Below are 20,144 nucleotides of genomic sequence, written 5' to 3' on the forward strand. Positions count from 1 at the left end.
AGTCATCCTTTATAATTATAGTCGCTTGGTTCACAGCCTACGCTGTGAAATGATGACGCCAAGCTTATCAAATCATATCTTAGAATGACATATCAGCTTGGGGAAAACTGAAGCAATAACCTCTTCCCCTTACGGTATTAATGAGTTCCCTTGGTAAGTTCAACTGACTGATTTTACGCCTTGTATTACTTACATGCATATCTAAATTTCGATCAAATTGGCCATGCTTTTTATGCAAGATTTGCAGTTGTAATTCGTCTTTAGAAACGACCTTACCTCGGTGTAAATACAAGTAATGTAAAATACGAAATTCTGTGCGGGTGAGCTTTAGTTCTCTACCATCAAAGTGAATTGTGAATAGGCTTTCGTCGAATTCTAATACACGTTCATAAATCAGTTCTTTCAGTGGCTTACTTTGCATTTCACCTAAACACATTTGACGTAGGTTTGATATCTGAAAAGGTGCTTTAAGATATTGATCAGCCCCTGCTTCAATTGCAGCAAGATGCTCTAACTCTGTATTTTCATGTGCTATTGCGACGATGGTTTGTGCTCTTTTACAGCCCATGACCAATAGCTGTAAATCACGACATGATAATGAATAATCGAATAAAATAACCTGATACTGATGACATGATAACTTCAATAAACCATCAAAAATATTATTAACCAGAGTAACATCATATTCAGATGATGCTAATTCCTGGCTAAAATTGGTATGTGCAAACGAGTGCTTAGCGATGTACAGTATGGCTTTCATATAATGATAATGATAACGGTTTTTATTTACATTAGCATAGGATTTTGTATTGGTGAAATTGTTTATGATTAAAGTGAGACACAGATAACAAAAACCTGTGCAAGCGTACGGCAAGCACAGGTTTTAAAGTTTACGTCTATTTTGTAGTACTAGATCAGGTATGAATAATTTTAACCTTAGTGAATTAATTACTGCATAAGCTGCTTAATATATTTCACAGGTGCACTACCATAGCTCAAAAAATTCTCATGAAATAATTTCAAGTCAAAATCATCACCTTGTGCTTGTTTTAATTCTTCTCGCAAATCATATATTTCTCGGTAGCCAGAATAATAACTGGTTAACTGAACCTGACTGAGTGTCGCTCTTCTCCATTTACCTTGAGCTTCAGCTTGTTGCTGAAAAGCTTCATTCATCATTAAATCAAGTGCTTGTTGCTCTTGCATGCCTTTAACCTGAATACTGTAATCAAGAATAGTGTTACAGATAACGCGGAGATTCCACTTGTAGTACATCAACCACATTTCAGGTTCAAAATTACCATAGCCCTGCTCTAGCATCATACGTTCGGTATACACTGCCCAGCCTTCAACCATCGCACCATTACCAAATAAGCTTTTCACTAGGCTTGGTGATTCATTGGAGTAAACTAGCTGTGTATAGTGACCTGGGATCGCTTCATGAATATTGAGGATCTGTAAAATCCAGTGGTTATATTCGCGTAAATAACTTTCTGCTGATTCATCAGACATACCATCAAGGGGGGACACGTTATAGTATGTATTGCCGCCTTTATCATAAGGGCCGGGTGCGCTGATAGATGCACCAGCAAAGCCGCGCATATATTCTGGTGTTTCACGTACAATTAATGGCTTATTTGGATCGAGAGTGATTAGGTCCTTGTCATTGACAAATTTCACTAGCTCAGGAATTTGTGCTCTGACCTCTTCTACAAAGTTTTCGCGTTTAACATGCTTAGCACTCAGTACATCAATTAATTGCTTGATGGCCACTTTGTCGTCATTTGGGATAGGCGTATCTATGTATTTAGACCAAATATCGCGCGTGATTTTTGCCATCTCTAATTGTATTTGGTTTTTATCAGCAATGGCTTTGTCATATAACGCCTTACCTGACATACCTGCTTGAATGTCAAAAGCGAATTTTTGTTCGTAAAACTCTTCACCTATACGAAAGCTTTTTGCACCATTTTCTTGTAGTGACTCTTCAAGGTTAGTTAGCCATACAATATGCTGCTCAATGGCTTTAATGGCTAAATCAAATCTGCTGTTAAAGGTTTTCTTTAGCTCATCTGATAAACCAGATTGTGACACTTGCTGCTTTAAATCTTCAGATAATACTGAAAATGCACCTTTGTTTTGCATAATAGCAAGCTGCGTGTGTTCAAGCGTTGGATTCTCAATATTGGTTCGTGCAGCCTGATAATAAGCTGGAACATTTTGCAAACGCTCTATAACTGATGCAAGACGCTGATCTAATGGGGCAAAGTCTTCATTTATGATTTGAGCAAATCCACCAGCAACATTGTATTTTGAAGGCTGCCATTGCCATGACTTAAATACTTTGATTTCCCATTGCATCTTCTTCAATAGATTTTCAATTAATGCATGGTCGATCATTTGATTAGCCGACAGACTCGATGTTTTAAATTGGCTTAAGCCTTGTAAGTGCTTATCAATGAAAACCAAAGTCTTTTGTCTACTGCCCTGATCTGGCACTTCTAAATATCCATCATTGACGTGTTTGCCATTGTAGAGTGCCCAAGTAGGCGACAATTGCCATAAATCGTCAATAAACATTAATGCATATTGATCAAATGCTGCATCTACTTGTTTATCAGCTACTACAGCGGTTTGTTCAGTTGGTGCCGTTTGTTGACAACCTGCGACTGATGCTAAACACAGTGAAATAGCCAAAGGTAATAAGGCCTTTTTCATGATATCTCCCTTCATATTTTTTATTGTTTTCATTTATATTTGCTATGAATAAGTCGTCATTCATTGATATTTAGTAAATCACGATGCGTCACATTTTGCATCAAACAAACCCACTTAGACATCTTTTGACACAAGTTCGCCGTCAGCCTTGTGTAAATATCAGACAAAAAGTCACTATTTATACAGTACGCACATTAATATATGAATTTTAAATAATCAAAAACAGTTACTTAACAGATTTCTGTATTTTTCTATTTCTGAAACAGTCATTTACACATTCGAAACACAAACCAGCTACATTTCATTTACTATATGTTCAGGAATTTTCAAAATGACACCCGTAGTCTTTTATGCCGTATACCAGTGTCATGACTAAGCTACTAGAATGAGGATGAGTCGCGTGGCTACCAAAAAACAAATCATATTACCTTTTGTCGTGATCAGTATGGGCGTGGCAGCTTTTATTGGCATTGCATCACTTAAAAAACCACCAGAAGAAAAACCACCAGTTGACAATACACCACTGGTGTCGGTGCAAAATGTTGAATTCCAGCCAATGACTTTTTCAGTCAGTTCCTATGGCGTTGTCAATGCGAAGTATGAAACTCAACTTATCTCACAAGTTAACGGTGAAATCGTTTATGTGTCTGATAAATTCGTCAAAGGTGGGTTTGTTAAAAAAGGAGAAGTCCTTGCCAAGATTGACCCGAGTGACTATGAGTCAAATTTATTAGATGCACAGGCTCAAATCGCCACAGCCAAAGCAACATTAGTACAAGAAGAAGCAAATGCAGTTGTCGCTGAAAAAGAATGGTCGCGTATTACAGAAGGCAAACCAACTGACTTAAGTTTACGTAAACCACAATTAGCACAAGCTATTGCCAAATTGAAAAGTGCTGAAGCAAGTTTACACCGAGCTGAACGAGACTTAGAACGTACATTAATAAAAGCCCCTTATGATTCACTGATTGCCACTCGTGATATAGGTTTAGGCGCCTATGTTAGCCGTGGCAACTCAATTGGTTTAATGCTGGGGACTGAAGTCGCTGAAGTTCGATTACCGCTTGCTGATAAAGAAATTCAATATCTTGAAAGCAAAGGCGTCAATGCTGAGGTTAGCTTGATTGGTAACTTTGCAGGCAATAAGCATGAATGGCAAGGTAAGATTGTTCGTAGTGAGGGTGTGGTGGATAGCAAAAGCCGCATGACTTATTTAGTTGCTCAAATTAAAGACCCATACGGATTAAGTTCTGATAAGCGTGAATTACGTTATGGCACGTATGTGACTGCCGAAATTGAAGGTGCTCATGCCGGTGAAGTTGCCATTATTCCTCGCTATTTAGTAGTTAATGGTCAAGTGGCGATTATGGATAACGACAAGAAGCTGCGTTACAAACCAGTCAATATTATTCGTCAAGAAGGTTCAAACGTTGTGGTCATGTCTGGTTTAGAAAATGGCATGCAAGTTATTACATCAGCATTGGATTACCCAATTGAAGGCATGGCCGTCGCATTACCTGAAGATAAAATATTGCAACAAGATGCAGAGCAAGTGCCTGTAAAAACTGACCTAGCCATGGGCACTAAGGAGTAATCATGGAAGATACACATAAGGGTCTGATTGCTTGGTTTGCTCGCAACAGTGTGGCAGCCAACTTACTAATGATTATCATTCTGTTAGGAGGCTTATTAACGGCTAATACCATCAGGAAACAGTTCTTTCCAGCAGTAGAAATTAACTGGATTGAATTCAGCGCGCAGTATCCTGGAACTGCACCGCAAGAAGTAGAAGAAGGGATCACCATTAAAATTGAACAAGCCTTAGAAAGTGTTCAAGGTTTGAAACGTGTGATCACCTACTCTAACCGTAACCGTGCTAATGGCTATTTCCAAATTGAGGATTCTTACGATCCTCAAGTGGTATTAGATGAAGTTAAATCAGAAATTGATTCTATATCCAGCTTTCCTGCTGGTATGGAAAGCCCTAAAGTCGAGCGCATTAAGATACGTCAGGAAGTGATGTATTTGAGTTTGTATGGGGATTTAACCGAGCGCCAACTGAAAGATTTGGGTGAAACCATCCATAATGAAATCATGCAACTGCCTAGTGTTAATATCTCTGAATATTACAGTGGCTTAGGCTATGAAATCAGTGTTGAGGTTAGTAAAGATAGGTTACGCGAATTTGGCTTAACATTTAACGACGTGGCGAATGCAGTTCGTGGCTATTCAAGAAACATGTCTGCAGGTCAAATTAAGGCTGAAAACGGTTACATTAATTTACGTGTGCAGAACCAAGCATATGTTGGTTATGAATTTGAAGATTTACCCTTACTCACACTTGATGACGGTACCACTTTACTTTTAGGTGATGTTGCACAAGTGAATGACGGCTTTGAAGAAGGTATTCAATATTCCAAATTCAATGGAATGAATTCAGTCACCTTTTTTATTGGTGCATCGCGCAATCAAAGTATTACCGATGTTGCCGAAGTCATGCGCCGCTATGTTGAAAATAAGCAGCAATCTCTACCAGAAGGTGTCAAATTAGAACCTTGGGTAGACATGACCTACTACCTCGATGGCCGTTTGGAATTAATGCTAGACAGTATGAAGTCTGGTGCCGTTTTAGTGTTTCTTATGCTAGCCCTATTTTTAAGGGTTCGTTTAGCTTTCTGGGTAATGATGGGGTTACCAGTCTGTTTCTTAGGTACGCTTTTATTCATGCCAATGGCATTTATAGATGTAACGGTTAACGTTATTAGCTTGTTCGCCTTTATTTTGGTTCTGGGTATCGTGGTTGATGATGCAATTGTGATGGGTGAAAGTGCCCATACTGAATGTCAAGAAAATGGCCAGAACATAGACAGTGTCATTCGTGGTGTAAAACGTGTAGCCATGCCAGCAACCTTTGGGGTTCTGACTACCATCGCAGCATTTTTACCTATTACTTTAGATGACGGTCCATCCTCAGCATTTGGTCAAGCGATTGGTTTTGTAGTGATCTTATGTCTGTTATTTTCATTGGTCGAATCAAAATTGATTTTGCCGTCTCATTTGGCTCACATGAATAAACCTAAAGTGGTTCAGCCGGGTTCTAAAAATCCGCTTGATTGGTTACGTAACGTCGTTAATTTCATTCAGAGTCGTATTGATGCTGGTCTTAAATGGTTTATTGCCAATGTGTACCGCCCTAGCCTCACTGTTGCAGTAAAATACCGTTACTCCATCATCATGTTATTTGTGAGCTTCATTCTTATTTGTGCTGCGCTGTATGTCGGCGGATTAGTTCGTTTTATTGGCCAGCCAAAGATCCCACATGATTTTCCTCGTGTCACTGTTGAGATGAATGTCGATGCGTCTGAAAAAGCAACATTAGACGCAGCTCTGGCAATTGAAGCCGCGTTATACCAAGTTGATAAAGATTTGGTTGAGCAATATGGTCAAGGCATGATAGCGCAAATGCAAGTTGACCTTCGTGGTCGTACACGCGCTGAAGTAATGGCAAAGTTGGTTGATCCAGAAATTCGCCCGTTAAATACCTTTGAAGTAGCCGAATTATGGCGTCAAGCAATGCCACAAATTCCTGGAGTGAAATCTTTCAAAATTCAAGATAGTTTATTCGGTGGTGGCCGTGACGATGGCGATATTAGCTTCCGTTTGGAAGGAAAAAATGAAACGCAGTTAGTTGCTGCAGCATTGGCGTTAAAAACGAAATTGAACAGTCTTAAGGGTGTGAGTGATGTCAATGATAGTCGTCAGTCTAGTGCCAAAGAAGTACAGTTTCAGCTCAAACCGCTAGCACATTCTTTAGGCTTAACCTTAGCCAATATTGCTGGCCAAGTAGGTAATAGCTTTTATGGCCTAGAAGCACAGCGGATCATCAGAAATGGTGAAGAAGTTAAAGTGATGCTTCGCTACCCTGAAGAGCAACGTAACTCTATTGCATTAGTACAGGAAGTACTGATTAAAACATCGCAAGGTGCAGAATTGCCACTATCTGAAGTTGCTGAGATTGCCGTTGTGCCAGGTGTGAATAGTATTCGCCGTGAAAACGGTAACCGTACTATCAATGTTTGGGCATCCGTTGATGCCGAACAAGCGGAGCCATTTAAGTTAGCGAAAGATATCCGTGATAACTTTATCCCTGAGTTGTTAGCTAAGTTCCCGACTGTTAAGAGTGAAGTATCAGGTAGCATTCAGGAGCAATTGGAGAGTGCTGATACTCAGTTACGTGACTTTGTCATTTCAATGTTGGTGATTTATAGCTTATTGGCTATCCCTCTTCGTTCTTATGTACAACCATTCATGATTATGTCAGTGATCCCATTTGGTGTAATTGGTTCTATGTTAGGGCACATTATCCTTGGCATCGACCTTAGTGCCTTGTCTGTGTTTGGTATTATTGCTGCTTCAGGTGTTGTGATTAACGACTCATTGGTGATGGTTGATTACATCAATAAATCTAGAGAGCGTGGAATAGAAATGCGTCAAGCAGTGCTAGATGCTGGTTGTCGACGTTTTAGGGCTATTTTATTAACCTCACTGACGACATTTATTGGTCTAGTGCCGATTATGACGGAAACCAGTATGCAGGCACAGATGGTTATTCCAATGGCAGTTTCATTGGCTTTCGGTGTGTTATTTGCGACAGTGGTGACTTTATGTCTTATCCCATGTTTGTACATGGCAATAGAAGACATGAAAACCTTAATGGGCAAGTTGGTTGCGATATATATACCGCAAAAATCGCAAACTGATGGCTCACAATCTGCTAGCCCAGAACAAGCTGCAATACGGTAATATAACAAAAATTTTAAAAAGCAAAAGGTCACGCAAATGCGTGACCTTTTTAATTACCGGAGACATTGACTAAATTGCATAGAAATAAGCTTTCAATGCTTTCAATCTGATTGTTGCTGCACCAATGATATCCATAAAGCCTAAACCTTTATGTGGCTTTTCTGCTGAAATCCAAGCTGAACCTGTCGCGCCAATCGGGATATCGTATCCTTCAGGCTCTTCAAACTCGATAACAACTGTACGGCCATGGTTTGATTGGTTATTACCCACATGTTGACGAACACTTTGTGGTGTTGCTAATGGCGATACCATAGATTCACCTGTACCAGACGTTAAACTGTGTACGCGGCCTCTGAAAATCTCGCCAGGATAAGCATTCACATAAAACTCAGCAAATTGCCCTGGTTTAATGTAGCGATAGGACTGATCAGCTATACGCATTTCAACAAATTTACGATTTGTGTCGTATAAGTGCATGCTACCTAAACGTGAGCCTTCAGTCACATTGGTGATGGCTAATTGACCATCATATTGCGCACGGATCTCACGTCGACTATCCTGCCATTTAGCAGTATCTATTTCAGCCTGCATACTGGTGATCTGTGCAGTCTGAGATTTAATCATGGCTTCATAAGCCGAGATTTGTGCAACATTAGCTTCGATTTGCGCACTTAAATCATCACGTTCTTGTTGACTGGCGAAGTCATCTAATGTTTCTAGCCTCTCTAGATTGCGGCGATCATTTTCAATACTGACCTGTAACGCACGCATTTTTTCTGACTCAGCCGCTTGCTGAGCAACTAAGGCCTTTTGTTGCGCTTTAAGACCATTGATCTGTTCAGTACTGTCAACAGACACCAAGGTATAGATCAAATCCCCCTGCTTCACCTTCTGGTTGTGTGTCACGTAAATTTGATCAATTTCTTGGCCAAATAATGGACTTAATACAGCGTGTGGTGCTTTTACAGTTGTACTGTCTGTTAAGTCAGCTGGTGACCAAAAGCGGTGGCTGGTAAATAACAAAAATGCGATGAAGAAACCTAAACCTACCATGCGCACAGCGTTTTTTAGATTCCACTGAATAACACCAAGTTTAATCAATAACCAACAAATCAATACATAAGGAAGCATTATCTCTTTCATTGCTTGTTACCTCTAACGCCATTGTTAATGATTGAAGAAATCGCATTGCCTATTACATCCCAACGAGCGAAGGCAATGATAATGGCTAATACCCACCAAGTTTTATCAATGAACAAACCACATAGAGACAGAGCAAACACTATCTGCGTATGTGCACTACTCATTTGTTGAGATTTATGTACCGCGACTTCGTGTAATTGCCAAAATAAATAGAGTGCATATACGAAAATCGATAGTGTAATAACAAAAATGACACCCATGAAAATTTCTGAATCTACTAGGCCTATAATGCTTGGGTAACCGTTTATAAAGTATTCTTCAGGTAACTCTTTACCGTGGATGGTACTCATCATGCCAAATAAATAGATGGCTCCAATCACTAGCGACATATTGACACTAATTTTGATCAGTTTATTGACGATTAGTCGCCATTTTGGTGGTGAGTTGGTGGTCACCATTTCTGTTGATTCTTGTTTCATCAAATTACAGTCTCCGTTAGGTAATTACGTATATCCTAATGAAACTAAGATTTTTTTTTGGAATAACGCTTATTCCAATCTTTGACAAGCATCAATGCGCACGGATTGTATTGGCGCTAGGCTGTGTTATCTTTATATCAATGCGTTGTTTTACATCTTGTAATCATCATTACCTCAAAAGCGATGGAGTATAATGATCGACTTAAATGCACTTCAGGTGTTTGTAGTTCTATACCAAACCAGTTCTACCCAAAAAGCGGCGTTGAAATTAGGACGTTCTCAGTCCTATGTGTCAAAAGTATTAGCAAATTTACGGGAAGATTTAGATGATCCCTTGTTTGTCAGAACCAGTTCTGGATTACATCCAACAAGCTATGCAAACCGTATAGCGCCTAAAATTCAAAACACCATTGAGCAATTATCGATTGCACTGGAACCTGAAATTTTTGACCCAGATAGGCTACAAAAAATATCGATACATATCGCAGAGCCTTTACTGGTTACATTAGGTAAGCAGCTGATTAATGCAATACGTGCTGAAACCAGCGCCATTATTGATATTCGTCGTTGGGGTAGAGAAAGCCGTAACATGCTAATAGATGGCAGTGTTGATGTAGGCATTCATATTATAAAAGACCGGCCACAACAATTTTACCAAAGCAAAGTGGGTCATTTATACGTTAAACAGACAGGCAATCCGGAAGGTGAATTTTTTAAGCTAATTGTTGATGACTTTAATGAACATATTCATCTATATAAAAATTATGGTCTCGATCTTGAGGACCCAACAATCATTATTGATAACTATGCCTTGTTGAACGAGCTCATTAAAGACAATTATACATTCAGAGTACAATTAAAACCTGACAACAATTGCATTGATACTAATTTAAATATTGGCACCATTTGCGATGCTTCAAAGCGTCATGATGCCAAACAAGTTTGGTTAAATAGTTTGTGTAAAACAGTGTTTGATCAGGTATCAAATAACGAGTAAGTATTGGCAGTAGATTGATAAGGAATAGCCATGAGTCAGCGCAGTATTCATCATCTATTTAAACCAAAATCAGTAGCGGTTATAGGTGCATCTAACTCCCCTAAGCGCGCTGGTAAAGGCTTAATGCGAAACCTGTTAAGTAGTGGTTTTTCAGGCCCTATCATGCCGGTAACGCCCAAATACGAGGCTGTACTAGGGGTATTGGCCTATCCCAATATCGCAGCGCTCCCCATCGTCCCAGATTTAGCCGTAATATGTACCAGAGCTTCAAAGATACCTGCCATTATTGATGATTTAGCAAACTTTGGCTGTAAAGTCGCAATCATTATGGCATCAGGCATGGCTGATGAATTTGATGAGCAAGGCGACTCTTTATTGTCTTTAGTCAATCAACGCAGTAAACAATCAGGTATGCGTATCTTAGGACCAAATAGTCTTGGCATGATATTACCGCCTATTGGTCTTAATGCGAGTCTTGCACACACAAGTGCTGCACGTGGGAAAATTGCATTTGTTTCACAGTCTGCTGCAATTTGTACCACAGTGTTAGATTGGGCCAATAACAAAGGCATAGGGTTTTCGTCATTTATCTCGTTGGGTGACGCAAGTGATATCGATTTTGATGAACTACTCGATTATCTCGGCAGAGACAGCCAAACTTCTGCGATCATGTTGTATATCGATTCAATTAATGAAAGACGCCACTTTTTATCTGCTGCCCGAGCTGCAGCCCATAATAAGCCAATTTTTGTGATTAAGTCCGGAAGAAGCCACGAAGGTGTTCAAGCTGCGATGCTACATACTGGCGGTATAGGCGGCAATGATGCTGTATATGAAGCTGCTTTTCGTCGAGCGGGGATGCTACGAGTTCATGATTTAATTGATATGTTTGCAGCTGTCGAAAGCTTAGCCCACTCTACCCCACTTAAGGGCGAGCGATTAACCATTATTAGTAATGGTGGCGGCCCTGCGGTGCTTGCTGCTGATGAATTAATTTTAAAAGGTGGAAAGTTAGCAAAATTAAGTGACTCAACCATACAACAGCTTAATGAAGTTTTACCTTCAACTTGGTCTAAACAAAACCCTGTGGACCTCATTGGTGATGCCGACAGCCAGCGATATAAGAAAGCGCTTGATATTTTGATGAATGATGATCAAACCGATGCCATTTTAATACTTCATTCTCCTTCTATTCTGGGTGAAAGTGACGAGATAGCAGACAAACTCATCGATGTCATTAAACACCACCCTAAACGTAACAAGTTAAATATTCTGACCAACTGGAGCGGTGAAGACTCAGCTTATGCCGCGAGAAAACAGTTTAATCATGCTAGTGTCCCAACTTATCGAACACCAGAAGGTGCAGTAAGAGCTTTCATGCATATGGTGGAATATCGCCGTAATCAAAAATTACTGCAAGAGATCCCGCAATCAATACCAGAAAATATTCCAACTGATAGTGAGACAGCAGCAAAACTATTGCAACAGGCTCAACAGCAAAACAAATTAGTGGTAGAAACCCACAGTGCCGCGCCCATTTTAGCCTGCTATGGTTTAACTACCATTCAAACTAAATTTACTGATGATCCAGAACAAGCAGCTTGCATAGCCACTGAAATTGGTTTTCCTGTTGCCCTGAAAGTACAATCAGCCGATCTGATGTACAAGTCTGATGTTCATGGTGTAGTATTAAACTTAAACTCAGCAGATGAAGTGAGAACAGCAGCGGAGTCTATCATTGACCGTGTGCAAACCAATAATCCCAATGCCGCTGTGGATGGGTTAATTGTACAGAAAATGGCACTGACAGCTGGCGCACAAGAGTTACGAGTCTCCGTGATTAATGATCCCGTATTTGGTTTAGCGATTTGCTTAGGTGAAGGCGGATCAGATTGGGATCCCACACGAGATGCAGCAGTTGCTTTACCTCCGTTAAATATGGCTTTGGCACGTTATATGGTTATTCAAGCATTAAAAAGCCATAAATTGCGAGACAGACAATTACCACTTGGGCTAGATATGCATGCGTTATGTGTCATGCTGACGCAAATTTCACACCTGATCATTGACTGTCCTGAAATTGCCGAAATTGATATTAATCCCGTATTAGCCGCCGGCAAAACCATCACGCTGTTAGATGTCAATATGCGCTTAAACCCTGCTGGTATTACCGATAATAACCGACTTGCTATTCAACCTTATCCTAAAGAACTGGAGCAACAAGTAACACTGAAAAATGGTTTACAAGTGATGCTTAGGCCTATTCTGCCTGAAGATGAACCTAAGCACATTGACTTCGATAATTCATTGTCTGATGAAGACAGATATAAACGCTATTTTGGTGTTAGAGCGAAAATGACCCATGAAGAAATGGCTGTACTAACTCAGATTGATTACTCTCGCGAAATGGCATTCATTGCCACTATGGAGTCTGAAGATGGCCAGGAAGTGACCTTAGGAGCTGTTAGAGCGTCTATCGACCCAGATAACACAGAAGCCGAATTTGCAATGGCTGTTCGCAGTAACTATCAAGGCGTCGGTTTAGGTCGTGTGCTGCTGGAAAAACTTATTCGTTATTATAAAAATAATGACACCGAGGTATTAACAGGCTTTACCATGTTTGAAAACCGCAGTATGGCAAACTTAGCTAAATCTCTGGGATTCACTGTGTCATTTGATATGGAAGAGCAATTGATTAAAATGGAAATGCCATTAAAAAAGGCAGACTAACTAAGGAAATATATAAGGGAGTGTCACTAAACTGTCACTTTATTCAACCTTAACAAGGTAGCAAGAGTAAAGTGACAGGTTATCTCGGCGTACTGGAACTAATGTGTAATCAGCGAGCAATATTCTCAAAAACTCAATTTATTGATATTTTACGCAGTTTCTACCCGAACCTTTTGCGTTATATAACTGTTCATCGGCTCTTGCTAATAGCGTATCTTCATCATCGCCAGTTTGAATACTTGTCACACCGATTGAAACGGTAATATTACCCAATTGTTGTTTGTTTTCTTTACCAATAGTCAATTGTTTCTGAGCAATTCTAAGGCGGATTTTCTCGGCTAGATTAACTGCATCTTCTAAACGTGTATCAGGCAAAATAATCACAAACTCTTCGCCGCCATAACGGGCAACAAAGTCCTCCCCTTTTACAGCCTGCTTTAATGCTAGCGCTACATAGGCCAATACCTTATCACCCACTAAATGGCCATAGGTATCATTGAACTGTTTAAAATGATCAATATCAATTACCAGCAAGCAACAAGTCACATGCTTCTCATTAAAAAGAACCACTTGTTCTTGGGCAAACATCTCATAGGAGCGGCGATTATTTAACGACGTTAGCTCGTCAGTCATGGCAACCTTACTTAAGTTATCCATTTCACTTTTAAGCGTCGTCAGTTCTTGACCAAGAGAATGAATGCTTTGTTTCATTTCTTGGTTATTAGCAATCACTTTCTCCACATCTGCAGCTAAGCCAATGATCATTTGATTTAGTGAGTCAGGTGAAGGGTTTTGCTGTAATTCATCACCAAAATTAACCAATGTATCAGAGAAAACCTCTGTTCCTTCTGATAGTTGCTCAATTTTACTGAACAAACTATTAATCAGGATTTGCGTCTCAATTTGTACATTTTCTATGACTTCTGGTGAGCGCTCTTCAATAAAACGGTTATATAGCCCTTGGTTAACCTCTGGTGTAAACACAACATTATTTGCAATAAGACCATCAATTGCGCGTTTTAGATTCAGATTGGTTTCAGCGAAGTATTCATACCAAACAGCGTAATTCTCTGGCGTCACTGGAATTTGCAAAGAAGACATTTGCGGGACTGCAAGGCGTAAAATCTGAGCAGTTTGCTCTAAATTGTTTTGTGGGCTCATTTAGCTTTCACCAGAATTCATTGGCATTTTTGTGCCGTATATAAACTTAGTTATGTCATATTACGCATGAAATAACAAATACAATATTAGCTTTGATGTGAGTCAATAACCACATGTTCACAAGATTAATTCAAGATATAAATCAAATTAACGAATGTTCATAAGCTACCAATATTCAGATGTTTAAACTGGGTTTTCAAACTACTCAAAATATATTTAAAAAAATAAACCCTTTTCGTGAAACGCTACGTTTAACCTTATAACAATCGTAGATTTCAAGGTTCAACTAATCTTGTTGGTCTACACTAAAACACTAACCCGTTCAGCTTGTTAACGTTTATAAGGTAATATTTATGACTCAATTTTCAACAAAGCCTTTCGCTAAAATGTCTAAGACTCTTTCCGCTATTATCGCGACCATTGCAATTACGGGAGCGATGACAGGTTGTGCAATGACAGATGCTGACAACAACACTCAAACTAAAAACATGACAGTTAATACATCACTTATTACCCACGTTTATCAGCCAAATAACCACCAGCCAATTGAAAGTGTCAAAATGTTTCCTGCTCCAGCTAACAATATGCGCCAACACATTATTGTTATGCCTGAGCAAGCTAATGAAACAAACTTTATGATTGAGCTTCAGCCCGGTATCACGATGAATGCTGACTGCAATGTAAGAATGATGAGTGGTAAACTAAAAGCAGAAAGTTTACAGGGTTGGGGTTATCAATATTTTGAAATGACCCGTTACATGCAAGGTCCAACAACCATGATGATGTGTAATGAGCCAAGTACTGAGCGTTTCATACCAATTGGAGAGCCGACCCAAATACGTTACAACAGTCGTTTACCAAAGGTAATTTACTTACCTGAAGATGTTGAATTGCAGTTCCGTGTTTGGCAAGCCCCTGAGGCATTCAGTACTACTAAATAATCAATTAAGTGTTAATAGTTTCAAAAATAGCAAACGCAGTACCACTAAGTCACAGTACTGCGTTTAAATATGATAACGAAGCAACACCATTTAATGGTTGGCAAACTGATATTACTCCTCATTACACAGCTTATAATCAATAACGCCTGATCCGCACTACCTGCATGATTTCTACTTCAAAGCCAGCGACAGACTCACTTGCGGGATAATACACCACACTGACTTTCTGCCCTATCAGACTTTTATATTTCTTTGGACGTTTGTATTTAAAAGGCACTGAATGGCCTTGCATCATTAATGTATGTATAAACCAATCACCTTGCTCACGCTGAGTATGCGACTCAACGGTTAAACCTTCGGTGTGGGTTAATTGTTGATGTTTCTTAAGTAATTCTTCTGGTTGTTGTTTCATAAAGCACCATTAACTAACTTGCATGATTGCTTGTTGTATATCAGTAAATTTGTAATGTTGATAATAGCCAAACCCTTGTAATTGTTTTATTTTACTTCGACTAAATATCGGCATGGCCATGCCGCTTAAAAATTTTGTCTGCATAATCTCACTAGGTTTAGGTAAGCCTTTATCAACACAGAACAGCTTAAACTCAGTCAATAAGGGTTGTAGTTGTTCAGAATCAATTACAGCTAATGGTGTTGAAGTCAGTATTGCAGGTTCCCCTAGGCAAACGCTACATTGACCACATTGCTGAGTTGCATCTTTATCATCAAAATAACATGCCAGCCCGTAACTGATGCATGTTTGAGTTTGAAATAAGTCAACCAGCTTTTGAATGCGCTTTATTTCTTTACATTCATTTTGTTCAAAATAAGCCACCATATTGTCTAGTAATGCCGATGTTTGCAGTGTATTGATATCAACTTGGAAAACCTGTGTCATCTTTTTAGTTTCTAATTCAATCAAGTCTTGCTGTGCTAAATAGTCAAGCGCTGCGACAACTCGTTGACGTTGATGACCATAAGCTTGATGCAGTGAATCAAAGTTTAACTGTCCCCAAATTTTTTTAAATTGGGTATGTGTAAACACTTGGTTTAAAAAAGTTTGTCTATCTTTGTTAAAGCGCATCAATATAGCTTGTTTATCTTCAATAAACTTGTATTTAAAGTCAGCAAAATACACATAGGTCGGTTGTACAGCACCTGCCAACTCCAGTTGCACTAATAAAGTTTTTAAGGGTAATAAACGAATATTAGTATGGGTGCTGACTGATGTTTCTTGCATCTCCCAACGGCCACTTTCATGTTGTTCAACAATCAAGTTTAAAAGCGATGCTATATCACTACGCTGTGGTGTATCACCGTACACGAAATTTTCTACGGTATTGATATTATCAAGGTTGGCGAGCGTCACGCAGGTAGCTGCTACACCGTCCCGCCCTGCTCTACCGATTTCTTGACTGAAGTTTTCAATAGATTTGGGTAAGTCATAGTGCAGTACAAAGCGGATATTGGCTTTATCTATTCCCATACCAAATGCAATTGTCGCAACAACAATATCGACACTGCCATTCATAAAGTCTTGTTGTATTTGTTGGCGTTGTTCACTGCCAAGCCCGGCATGATATGCCTTTACATTAAAGCCTTGACGAGTCAGTAACTGCGCAAGTTGCTCACTGGTTTGTTGTAGTGTCACGTACACAATCCCACAAGGATTATTTATTGCTTGTTGATATCCAGTCGTAGTATCTGGCGCATTGGTATTATTAGTGTCTATTTCACTATTACTTAATAAACCAACCTGTTCGATTAATGCTGATTGTTTATTTTTCTGATCCACTGGCAATATGTGAATGCTTAAATTTTTGCGCTCAAATCCGGTTTGTACAATACAGCTAACATCAATATCAAACCGAGTAGCCATGTCACGTTTTACTGGCAAAGTTGCAGTAGCGGTTAACAATAGGACTTGAGGTATGTCAAAGTCCTGTCGGTATTGTGGGATCTTCAGATAATCTGGTCGGAAGTTATGCCCCCATTCAGATATACAGTGAGCTTCATCAACCACTAACAGTGAAATATCAATATCATTTAAAAACTGCCTAAAACGTTCATTTTTGAAACGCTCCACCGATACCATCAAAATTTTTATTTCATTATGTTTAACACCTTGCATCACTTGGGCTATTTGTTGCGGTGTTTGGCTTGAGGTAATACTGGCTGCGGCAATGCCTTTACTGTGAAGAAAATCTAATTGGTCTTGAATAAGCGCCAATAATGGCGACACCACTAAGGTGACATTAGGCAAAGACAAAGCGCTAAATTGATAACACAGTGATTTACCAGAGCCTGTTGGGAATATAGCCATGGCACTGTGACCTGAAGTCACATGCTCAATAACTTGTTGTTGCCCAGTGTTAAAAGAATCAAAACCAAACCATTGCTTTAATTTAGCTTGAAAAGGCTGATTTATCGGTTCGTGATACGGTTCTGCCATGGTTAATTACCTTGATTGGCTTATTATCTAAATGCTTATTGTTTTAATAGCTAGTCGTTATCGTGGTTATGCTGGTGGCGTTTTGCTGATGATATTAATTTTGTGCAATGATTACTTGCGTGCAATGTAGTGATTAATAAATTGAGTCAACATTTCTTCAAATTGCTCTACGGTATCACCAAGCGATTGTTCAGCTTTAGCAAGATAAACCTGTGCTTGTGGCTGTGATAATAGTTTGCCAGCAACGAAGTACTGTGTTTCCGGTAGTGATTTGTCGTGACGAGCAACAACCTGCCAACACACGTAGGGGTGCTCTTTTTTACGCAGTGCGGTATTGATAAGCTGACAAAAAGGTAAAATATGATCCACACCATCAGGGCCTAAACAACCTGGTTCAAGACGATAAATAATTGTTAAGCGCTTTTCCATCAGCGGATCATCCTTAATTGTATAAATGATGCATTAAACCAAGGCGAAGAAAATACTATCGCTCAACCGTTGGTTTAGACATCGATAATGCTGCTTGATAAGCAGTATTAAAGTTTTCAATATAATGATCAATAGGTTTAATACTTGATTTCAATCGACGGTTACGTCCAAGCAGTGATGACTCAATAAAGAGTTCAAACCATCGCTGCAGTGCAATGCCATTTTCAGGCTCTTCAATGGCAGCTAAACATAAGGCTGCAACTTCTGCCGTACCCAATTGAAAATCATGGCTACCTTGTCTCAATGCGTATGTTGCTAATGCATCGGGTGATATGGATAGCACAGGTAACTGATGAAGATAATCACTTTTACGAAACATCTTAATCGCTTGACGCCAACTGCCATCAAGCACTACAAATAAAGGCTTTCTGTCCTGTATTAAGCCCGATTTTGCAATTTGACTCACAACCTGCTGGTCAGGTTGTTTATATTGTTCTGGAAATATCAAGAAAGGCTGATATTGAGGGTCAGCGAGTTGCTCAAGCATTTGTTGATTAGGTTCAGTTCTTGACCAAAGATAAGCTGAGGTATCCGGTATAAGATCGGCAATTAACCTTCCACTATTAGTTGGCTTAAGTACTTCATCATCATACATAATTAGCATAAAACTAATATCAGTCTGCAGCTGTTTACGGTGCTCACATGTACAAAACTGAACACCTAATAAACATAGCGGACAGCGGATCAATTTTTTGCCTCTAGCAGCAAAAGCTTTGGTAGAAAGGCTTTTCCTATAGGCATATAACCTGTGCACAGCATGCACAGGTGATTGGCCTTCTAAGTACTCACACTCTTGTAGTTGAGTTAGCTCTGGTTGACGACGCATTATAAAATTCGACGCAAAAGAAAATCAGCCTTGATTCGGCGAATACGATTCATCACCTTTTTCACAGGTGCTGGATAACTCTGTAATGTGTCTATCTGGCTATAATGAAATAAACGCTCTGTATGCGACAAGATATGTGCTTGTTCTTCTTCAAATGATGACGCCCAACAACCTGATTCATCATGGACAAGCAAGCCATTTTCTAAATCTAACGCCCATGCTCTTGGGTTTAAATTAGAGCCAGTTATCAAATGTTTATTGTTATCTGCACTGATCCCTTTTAAATGGAAACTATTAATATCGTGTTTCCATAAATGAATGCTCAGTTGACCATTTTCAATGGCCCATTGCTGACGCTTAGCAAACTTTCTTAAAGTTTGCTCATACAAATAAGGTAATGCACCAATGGTTGAAAAAGGTTTTTCTGGTGGAATGTAAAAATCATTAGCCGTTTTGTCACCCACAACAATATCTATTTTCTTGCCATCACGTAAATACTTAGACAATGCACGGTTAAGGGCTCTTGGCGGGTTAAAATAAGGCGTACAGATGAACAAATGATCCTTAGATTCGTTAACTAAGCTAATAACAACATCATTTAATTTGTTCTTCTTGCGCCCTAAGCCAACAATCGGGGTGATGCGATTTCCGATGCGTGTGCCATTGAACTGATATCTCGCTTTACTTAAACGATTTTTGAAAGTGCGGATATCTTGTTTTTCAGGCAATACTTCACTATTTGCTTGTTGAGTCAGCGAGCTGCATGCTTTGTCATTAAGTATGTAATCTTTGATCATTTGGATCATTGAGTGCGCTAATTCTGGCGACTCAATCACATGGTAACGGTCAAAACGATATTTATCTTGCTCGTGTAAATAAATGTTGTTTAAGCTTGCACCACTAAAAATTACGCAATCATCAACCACAAATCCTTTAAGGTGTAAAACCCCCATAAATTCACGGGATTTGACGGGGATCCCAACAATATTAATCGGGTGTTCAACAGCGGCATTTAATTTTCGATAAAGAATGTAATTACCACTGTCGCCTTTATGGCCAATAAGTCCACGTCTTGCACGATGAAAATCAACGAGCACATTAATATCAAGTTGTGGGTTCTTTTGTTTTGCCGCGATTAAAGCGTGCAAGATTTCTCTACCCGCTTCGTCATCTTCAACATACAATGCTGAGATATAAATTGACGAAGTCGCCGAGTTAATTTTTTCAAGCAACGTTGCTTTAAAATTTTTAGGGGTTAATAGCCAGCTTATCGCGCCGGAATTAACTGCAATGCCACCAAGCTTGTCCAGCAAGGAATCCTCCTTAAACATAACAGAGGCTTCAATCCATTTTGGAGTGAGGCATATCTCTGTAAATGCAATACAACTAACGTTGAATGTCAGTG

General features: G+C 39.4%; 15 protein-coding genes. 5 read left to right on the forward strand and 10 right to left on the reverse strand.

Going from position 1 to position 20,144, the window contains the following annotated elements; translation table 11 throughout:
* Positions 1–79: 79 nt before the first annotated feature.
* The gene (locus tag ACHUGF_RS06325) at positions 80–760 is read right to left on the reverse strand and encodes a winged helix-turn-helix transcriptional regulator (protein ID WP_394129945.1); all 681 of its coding nucleotides are present in this window, start codon (positions 758–760) and stop codon (positions 80–82) included.
* A 188-nt stretch (positions 761–948) separates the two neighbouring features.
* Positions 949–2,718 (reverse strand): DUF885 domain-containing protein, encoded by a 1,770-nt coding sequence (locus tag ACHUGF_RS06330; protein ID WP_394129946.1) that lies wholly within the window; start codon positions 2,716–2,718, stop codon positions 949–951.
* 400 nt (positions 2,719–3,118) lie between these two features.
* Here ACHUGF_RS06330 and ACHUGF_RS06335 point away from each other — a divergent pair, with 400 nt between their 5' ends.
* The gene (locus ACHUGF_RS06335) at positions 3,119–4,312 is read left to right on the forward strand and encodes an efflux RND transporter periplasmic adaptor subunit (RefSeq protein WP_394129947.1); all 1,194 of its coding nucleotides are present in this window, start codon (positions 3,119–3,121) and stop codon (positions 4,310–4,312) included.
* A 2-nt stretch (positions 4,313–4,314) separates the two neighbouring features.
* Positions 4,315–7,521 (forward strand): efflux RND transporter permease subunit, encoded by a 3,207-nt coding sequence (locus ACHUGF_RS06340; protein ID WP_394129948.1) that lies wholly within the window; start codon positions 4,315–4,317, stop codon positions 7,519–7,521.
* A gap of 69 nt (positions 7,522–7,590) precedes the next feature.
* Here the strand turns inward: ACHUGF_RS06340 and ACHUGF_RS06345 are convergent, their stop codons facing one another.
* Together ACHUGF_RS06345 and ACHUGF_RS06350 are read right to left on the reverse strand one after the other, a co-directional pair.
* Positions 7,591–8,664 (reverse strand): HlyD family secretion protein, encoded by a 1,074-nt coding sequence (locus ACHUGF_RS06345; RefSeq protein WP_394129949.1) that lies wholly within the window; start codon positions 8,662–8,664, stop codon positions 7,591–7,593.
* Positions 8,661–9,143 (reverse strand): magnesium transporter, encoded by a 483-nt coding sequence (locus tag ACHUGF_RS06350; RefSeq protein WP_394129950.1) that lies wholly within the window; start codon positions 9,141–9,143, stop codon positions 8,661–8,663. The genes ACHUGF_RS06345 and ACHUGF_RS06350 overlap by 4 nt, the downstream gene beginning before the upstream one ends.
* 193 nt (positions 9,144–9,336) lie before the next feature.
* Here ACHUGF_RS06350 and ACHUGF_RS06355 point away from each other — a divergent pair, with 193 nt between their 5' ends.
* Both ACHUGF_RS06355 and ACHUGF_RS06360 read left to right on the forward strand, forming a co-directional pair.
* A complete protein-coding gene (locus tag ACHUGF_RS06355) occupies positions 9,337–10,140 on the forward strand; it encodes a LysR family transcriptional regulator (RefSeq protein WP_394129951.1) in 804 nt (267 codons plus the stop codon).
* Between the two features lie 30 nt (positions 10,141–10,170).
* A complete protein-coding gene (locus ACHUGF_RS06360; RefSeq protein ID WP_394129952.1) occupies positions 10,171–12,870 on the forward strand; it encodes a bifunctional acetate--CoA ligase family protein/GNAT family N-acetyltransferase in 2,700 nt (899 codons plus the stop codon).
* 138 nt (positions 12,871–13,008) lie between these two features.
* On the opposite strand, the gene ACHUGF_RS06365 is transcribed toward ACHUGF_RS06360, so the two are convergent.
* The gene (locus ACHUGF_RS06365; RefSeq protein WP_394129953.1) at positions 13,009–14,031 is read right to left on the reverse strand and encodes a GGDEF domain-containing protein; all 1,023 of its coding nucleotides are present in this window, start codon (positions 14,029–14,031) and stop codon (positions 13,009–13,011) included.
* 353 nt (positions 14,032–14,384) lie between these two features.
* Here ACHUGF_RS06365 and eco point away from each other — a divergent pair, with 353 nt between their 5' ends.
* Positions 14,385–14,972 (forward strand): serine protease inhibitor ecotin, encoded by a 588-nt coding sequence (eco, locus tag ACHUGF_RS06370; protein WP_394129954.1) that lies wholly within the window; start codon positions 14,385–14,387, stop codon positions 14,970–14,972.
* Positions 14,973–15,108: 136 nt separating this feature from the next.
* Here eco and ACHUGF_RS06375 read toward each other — a convergent pair whose 3' ends face one another.
* From ACHUGF_RS06375 to pssA, 5 genes are all read right to left on the reverse strand, one after another.
* Positions 15,109–15,384 carry a hypothetical protein gene (locus ACHUGF_RS06375; protein WP_394129955.1) on the reverse strand — a complete coding sequence of 92 codons (276 nt, stop codon included), beginning with the start codon at positions 15,382–15,384 and terminating at the stop codon, positions 15,109–15,111.
* 9 nt (positions 15,385–15,393) lie between these two features.
* Entirely contained in the window at positions 15,394–17,424 is a 2,031-nt protein-coding gene (locus ACHUGF_RS06380) for a RecQ family ATP-dependent DNA helicase (RefSeq protein ID WP_394129956.1), read from the reverse strand.
* 111 nt (positions 17,425–17,535) lie between these two features.
* The gene (locus tag ACHUGF_RS06385) at positions 17,536–17,853 is read right to left on the reverse strand and encodes a hypothetical protein (RefSeq protein ID WP_394129957.1); all 318 of its coding nucleotides are present in this window, start codon (positions 17,851–17,853) and stop codon (positions 17,536–17,538) included.
* 55 nt (positions 17,854–17,908) lie between these two features.
* Positions 17,909–18,739 carry a tRNA-uridine aminocarboxypropyltransferase gene (locus ACHUGF_RS06390; protein WP_394129958.1) on the reverse strand — a complete coding sequence of 277 codons (831 nt, stop codon included), beginning with the start codon at positions 18,737–18,739 and terminating at the stop codon, positions 17,909–17,911.
* On the reverse strand, positions 18,739–20,070 hold the full coding sequence (gene pssA, locus ACHUGF_RS06395) for a CDP-diacylglycerol--serine O-phosphatidyltransferase (protein WP_394129959.1): 1,332 nt from the start codon (positions 20,068–20,070) through the stop codon (positions 18,739–18,741). Before pssA ends, ACHUGF_RS06390 begins: the two co-directional genes overlap by 1 nt.
* Between the last annotated feature and the right edge of the window lie 74 nt (positions 20,071–20,144).

Source organism: Shewanella maritima, from assembly GCF_043643735.1.
In the GTDB taxonomy this organism is placed as follows: Bacteria; Pseudomonadota; Gammaproteobacteria; order Enterobacterales; family Shewanellaceae; genus Shewanella; species Shewanella maritima_A.

Coding starts and splice junctions, on each gene's coding strand:
- ACHUGF_RS06360 (WP_394129952.1), top strand. CDS start 10,171: ATGAGTCAGCGCAGTATTCATCATCTATTTAAACCAAAATCAGTAGCG.
- ACHUGF_RS06355 (WP_394129951.1), top strand. CDS start 9,337: ATGATCGACTTAAATGCACTTCAGGTGTTTGTAGTTCTATACCAAACC.
- ACHUGF_RS06350 (WP_394129950.1), bottom strand. CDS start 9,143: ATGAAACAAGAATCAACAGAAATGGTGACCACCAACTCACCACCAAAA.
- ACHUGF_RS06330 (WP_394129946.1), bottom strand. CDS start 2,718: ATGAAAAAGGCCTTATTACCTTTGGCTATTTCACTGTGTTTAGCATCA.
- ACHUGF_RS06390 (WP_394129958.1), bottom strand. CDS start 18,739: ATGCGTCGTCAACCAGAGCTAACTCAACTACAAGAGTGTGAGTACTTA.
- ACHUGF_RS06325 (WP_394129945.1), bottom strand. CDS start 760: ATGAAAGCCATACTGTACATCGCTAAGCACTCGTTTGCACATACCAAT.
- ACHUGF_RS06365 (WP_394129953.1), bottom strand. CDS start 14,031: ATGAGCCCACAAAACAATTTAGAGCAAACTGCTCAGATTTTACGCCTT.
- ACHUGF_RS06345 (WP_394129949.1), bottom strand. CDS start 8,664: ATGAAAGAGATAATGCTTCCTTATGTATTGATTTGTTGGTTATTGATT.
- pssA (WP_394129959.1), bottom strand. CDS start 20,070: ATGTTTAAGGAGGATTCCTTGCTGGACAAGCTTGGTGGCATTGCAGTT.
- ACHUGF_RS06380 (WP_394129956.1), bottom strand. CDS start 17,424: ATGGCAGAACCGTATCACGAACCGATAAATCAGCCTTTTCAAGCTAAA.
- eco (WP_394129954.1), top strand. CDS start 14,385: ATGACTCAATTTTCAACAAAGCCTTTCGCTAAAATGTCTAAGACTCTT.
- ACHUGF_RS06375 (WP_394129955.1), bottom strand. CDS start 15,384: ATGAAACAACAACCAGAAGAATTACTTAAGAAACATCAACAATTAACC.
- ACHUGF_RS06385 (WP_394129957.1), bottom strand. CDS start 17,853: ATGGAAAAGCGCTTAACAATTATTTATCGTCTTGAACCAGGTTGTTTA.
- ACHUGF_RS06340 (WP_394129948.1), top strand. CDS start 4,315: ATGGAAGATACACATAAGGGTCTGATTGCTTGGTTTGCTCGCAACAGT.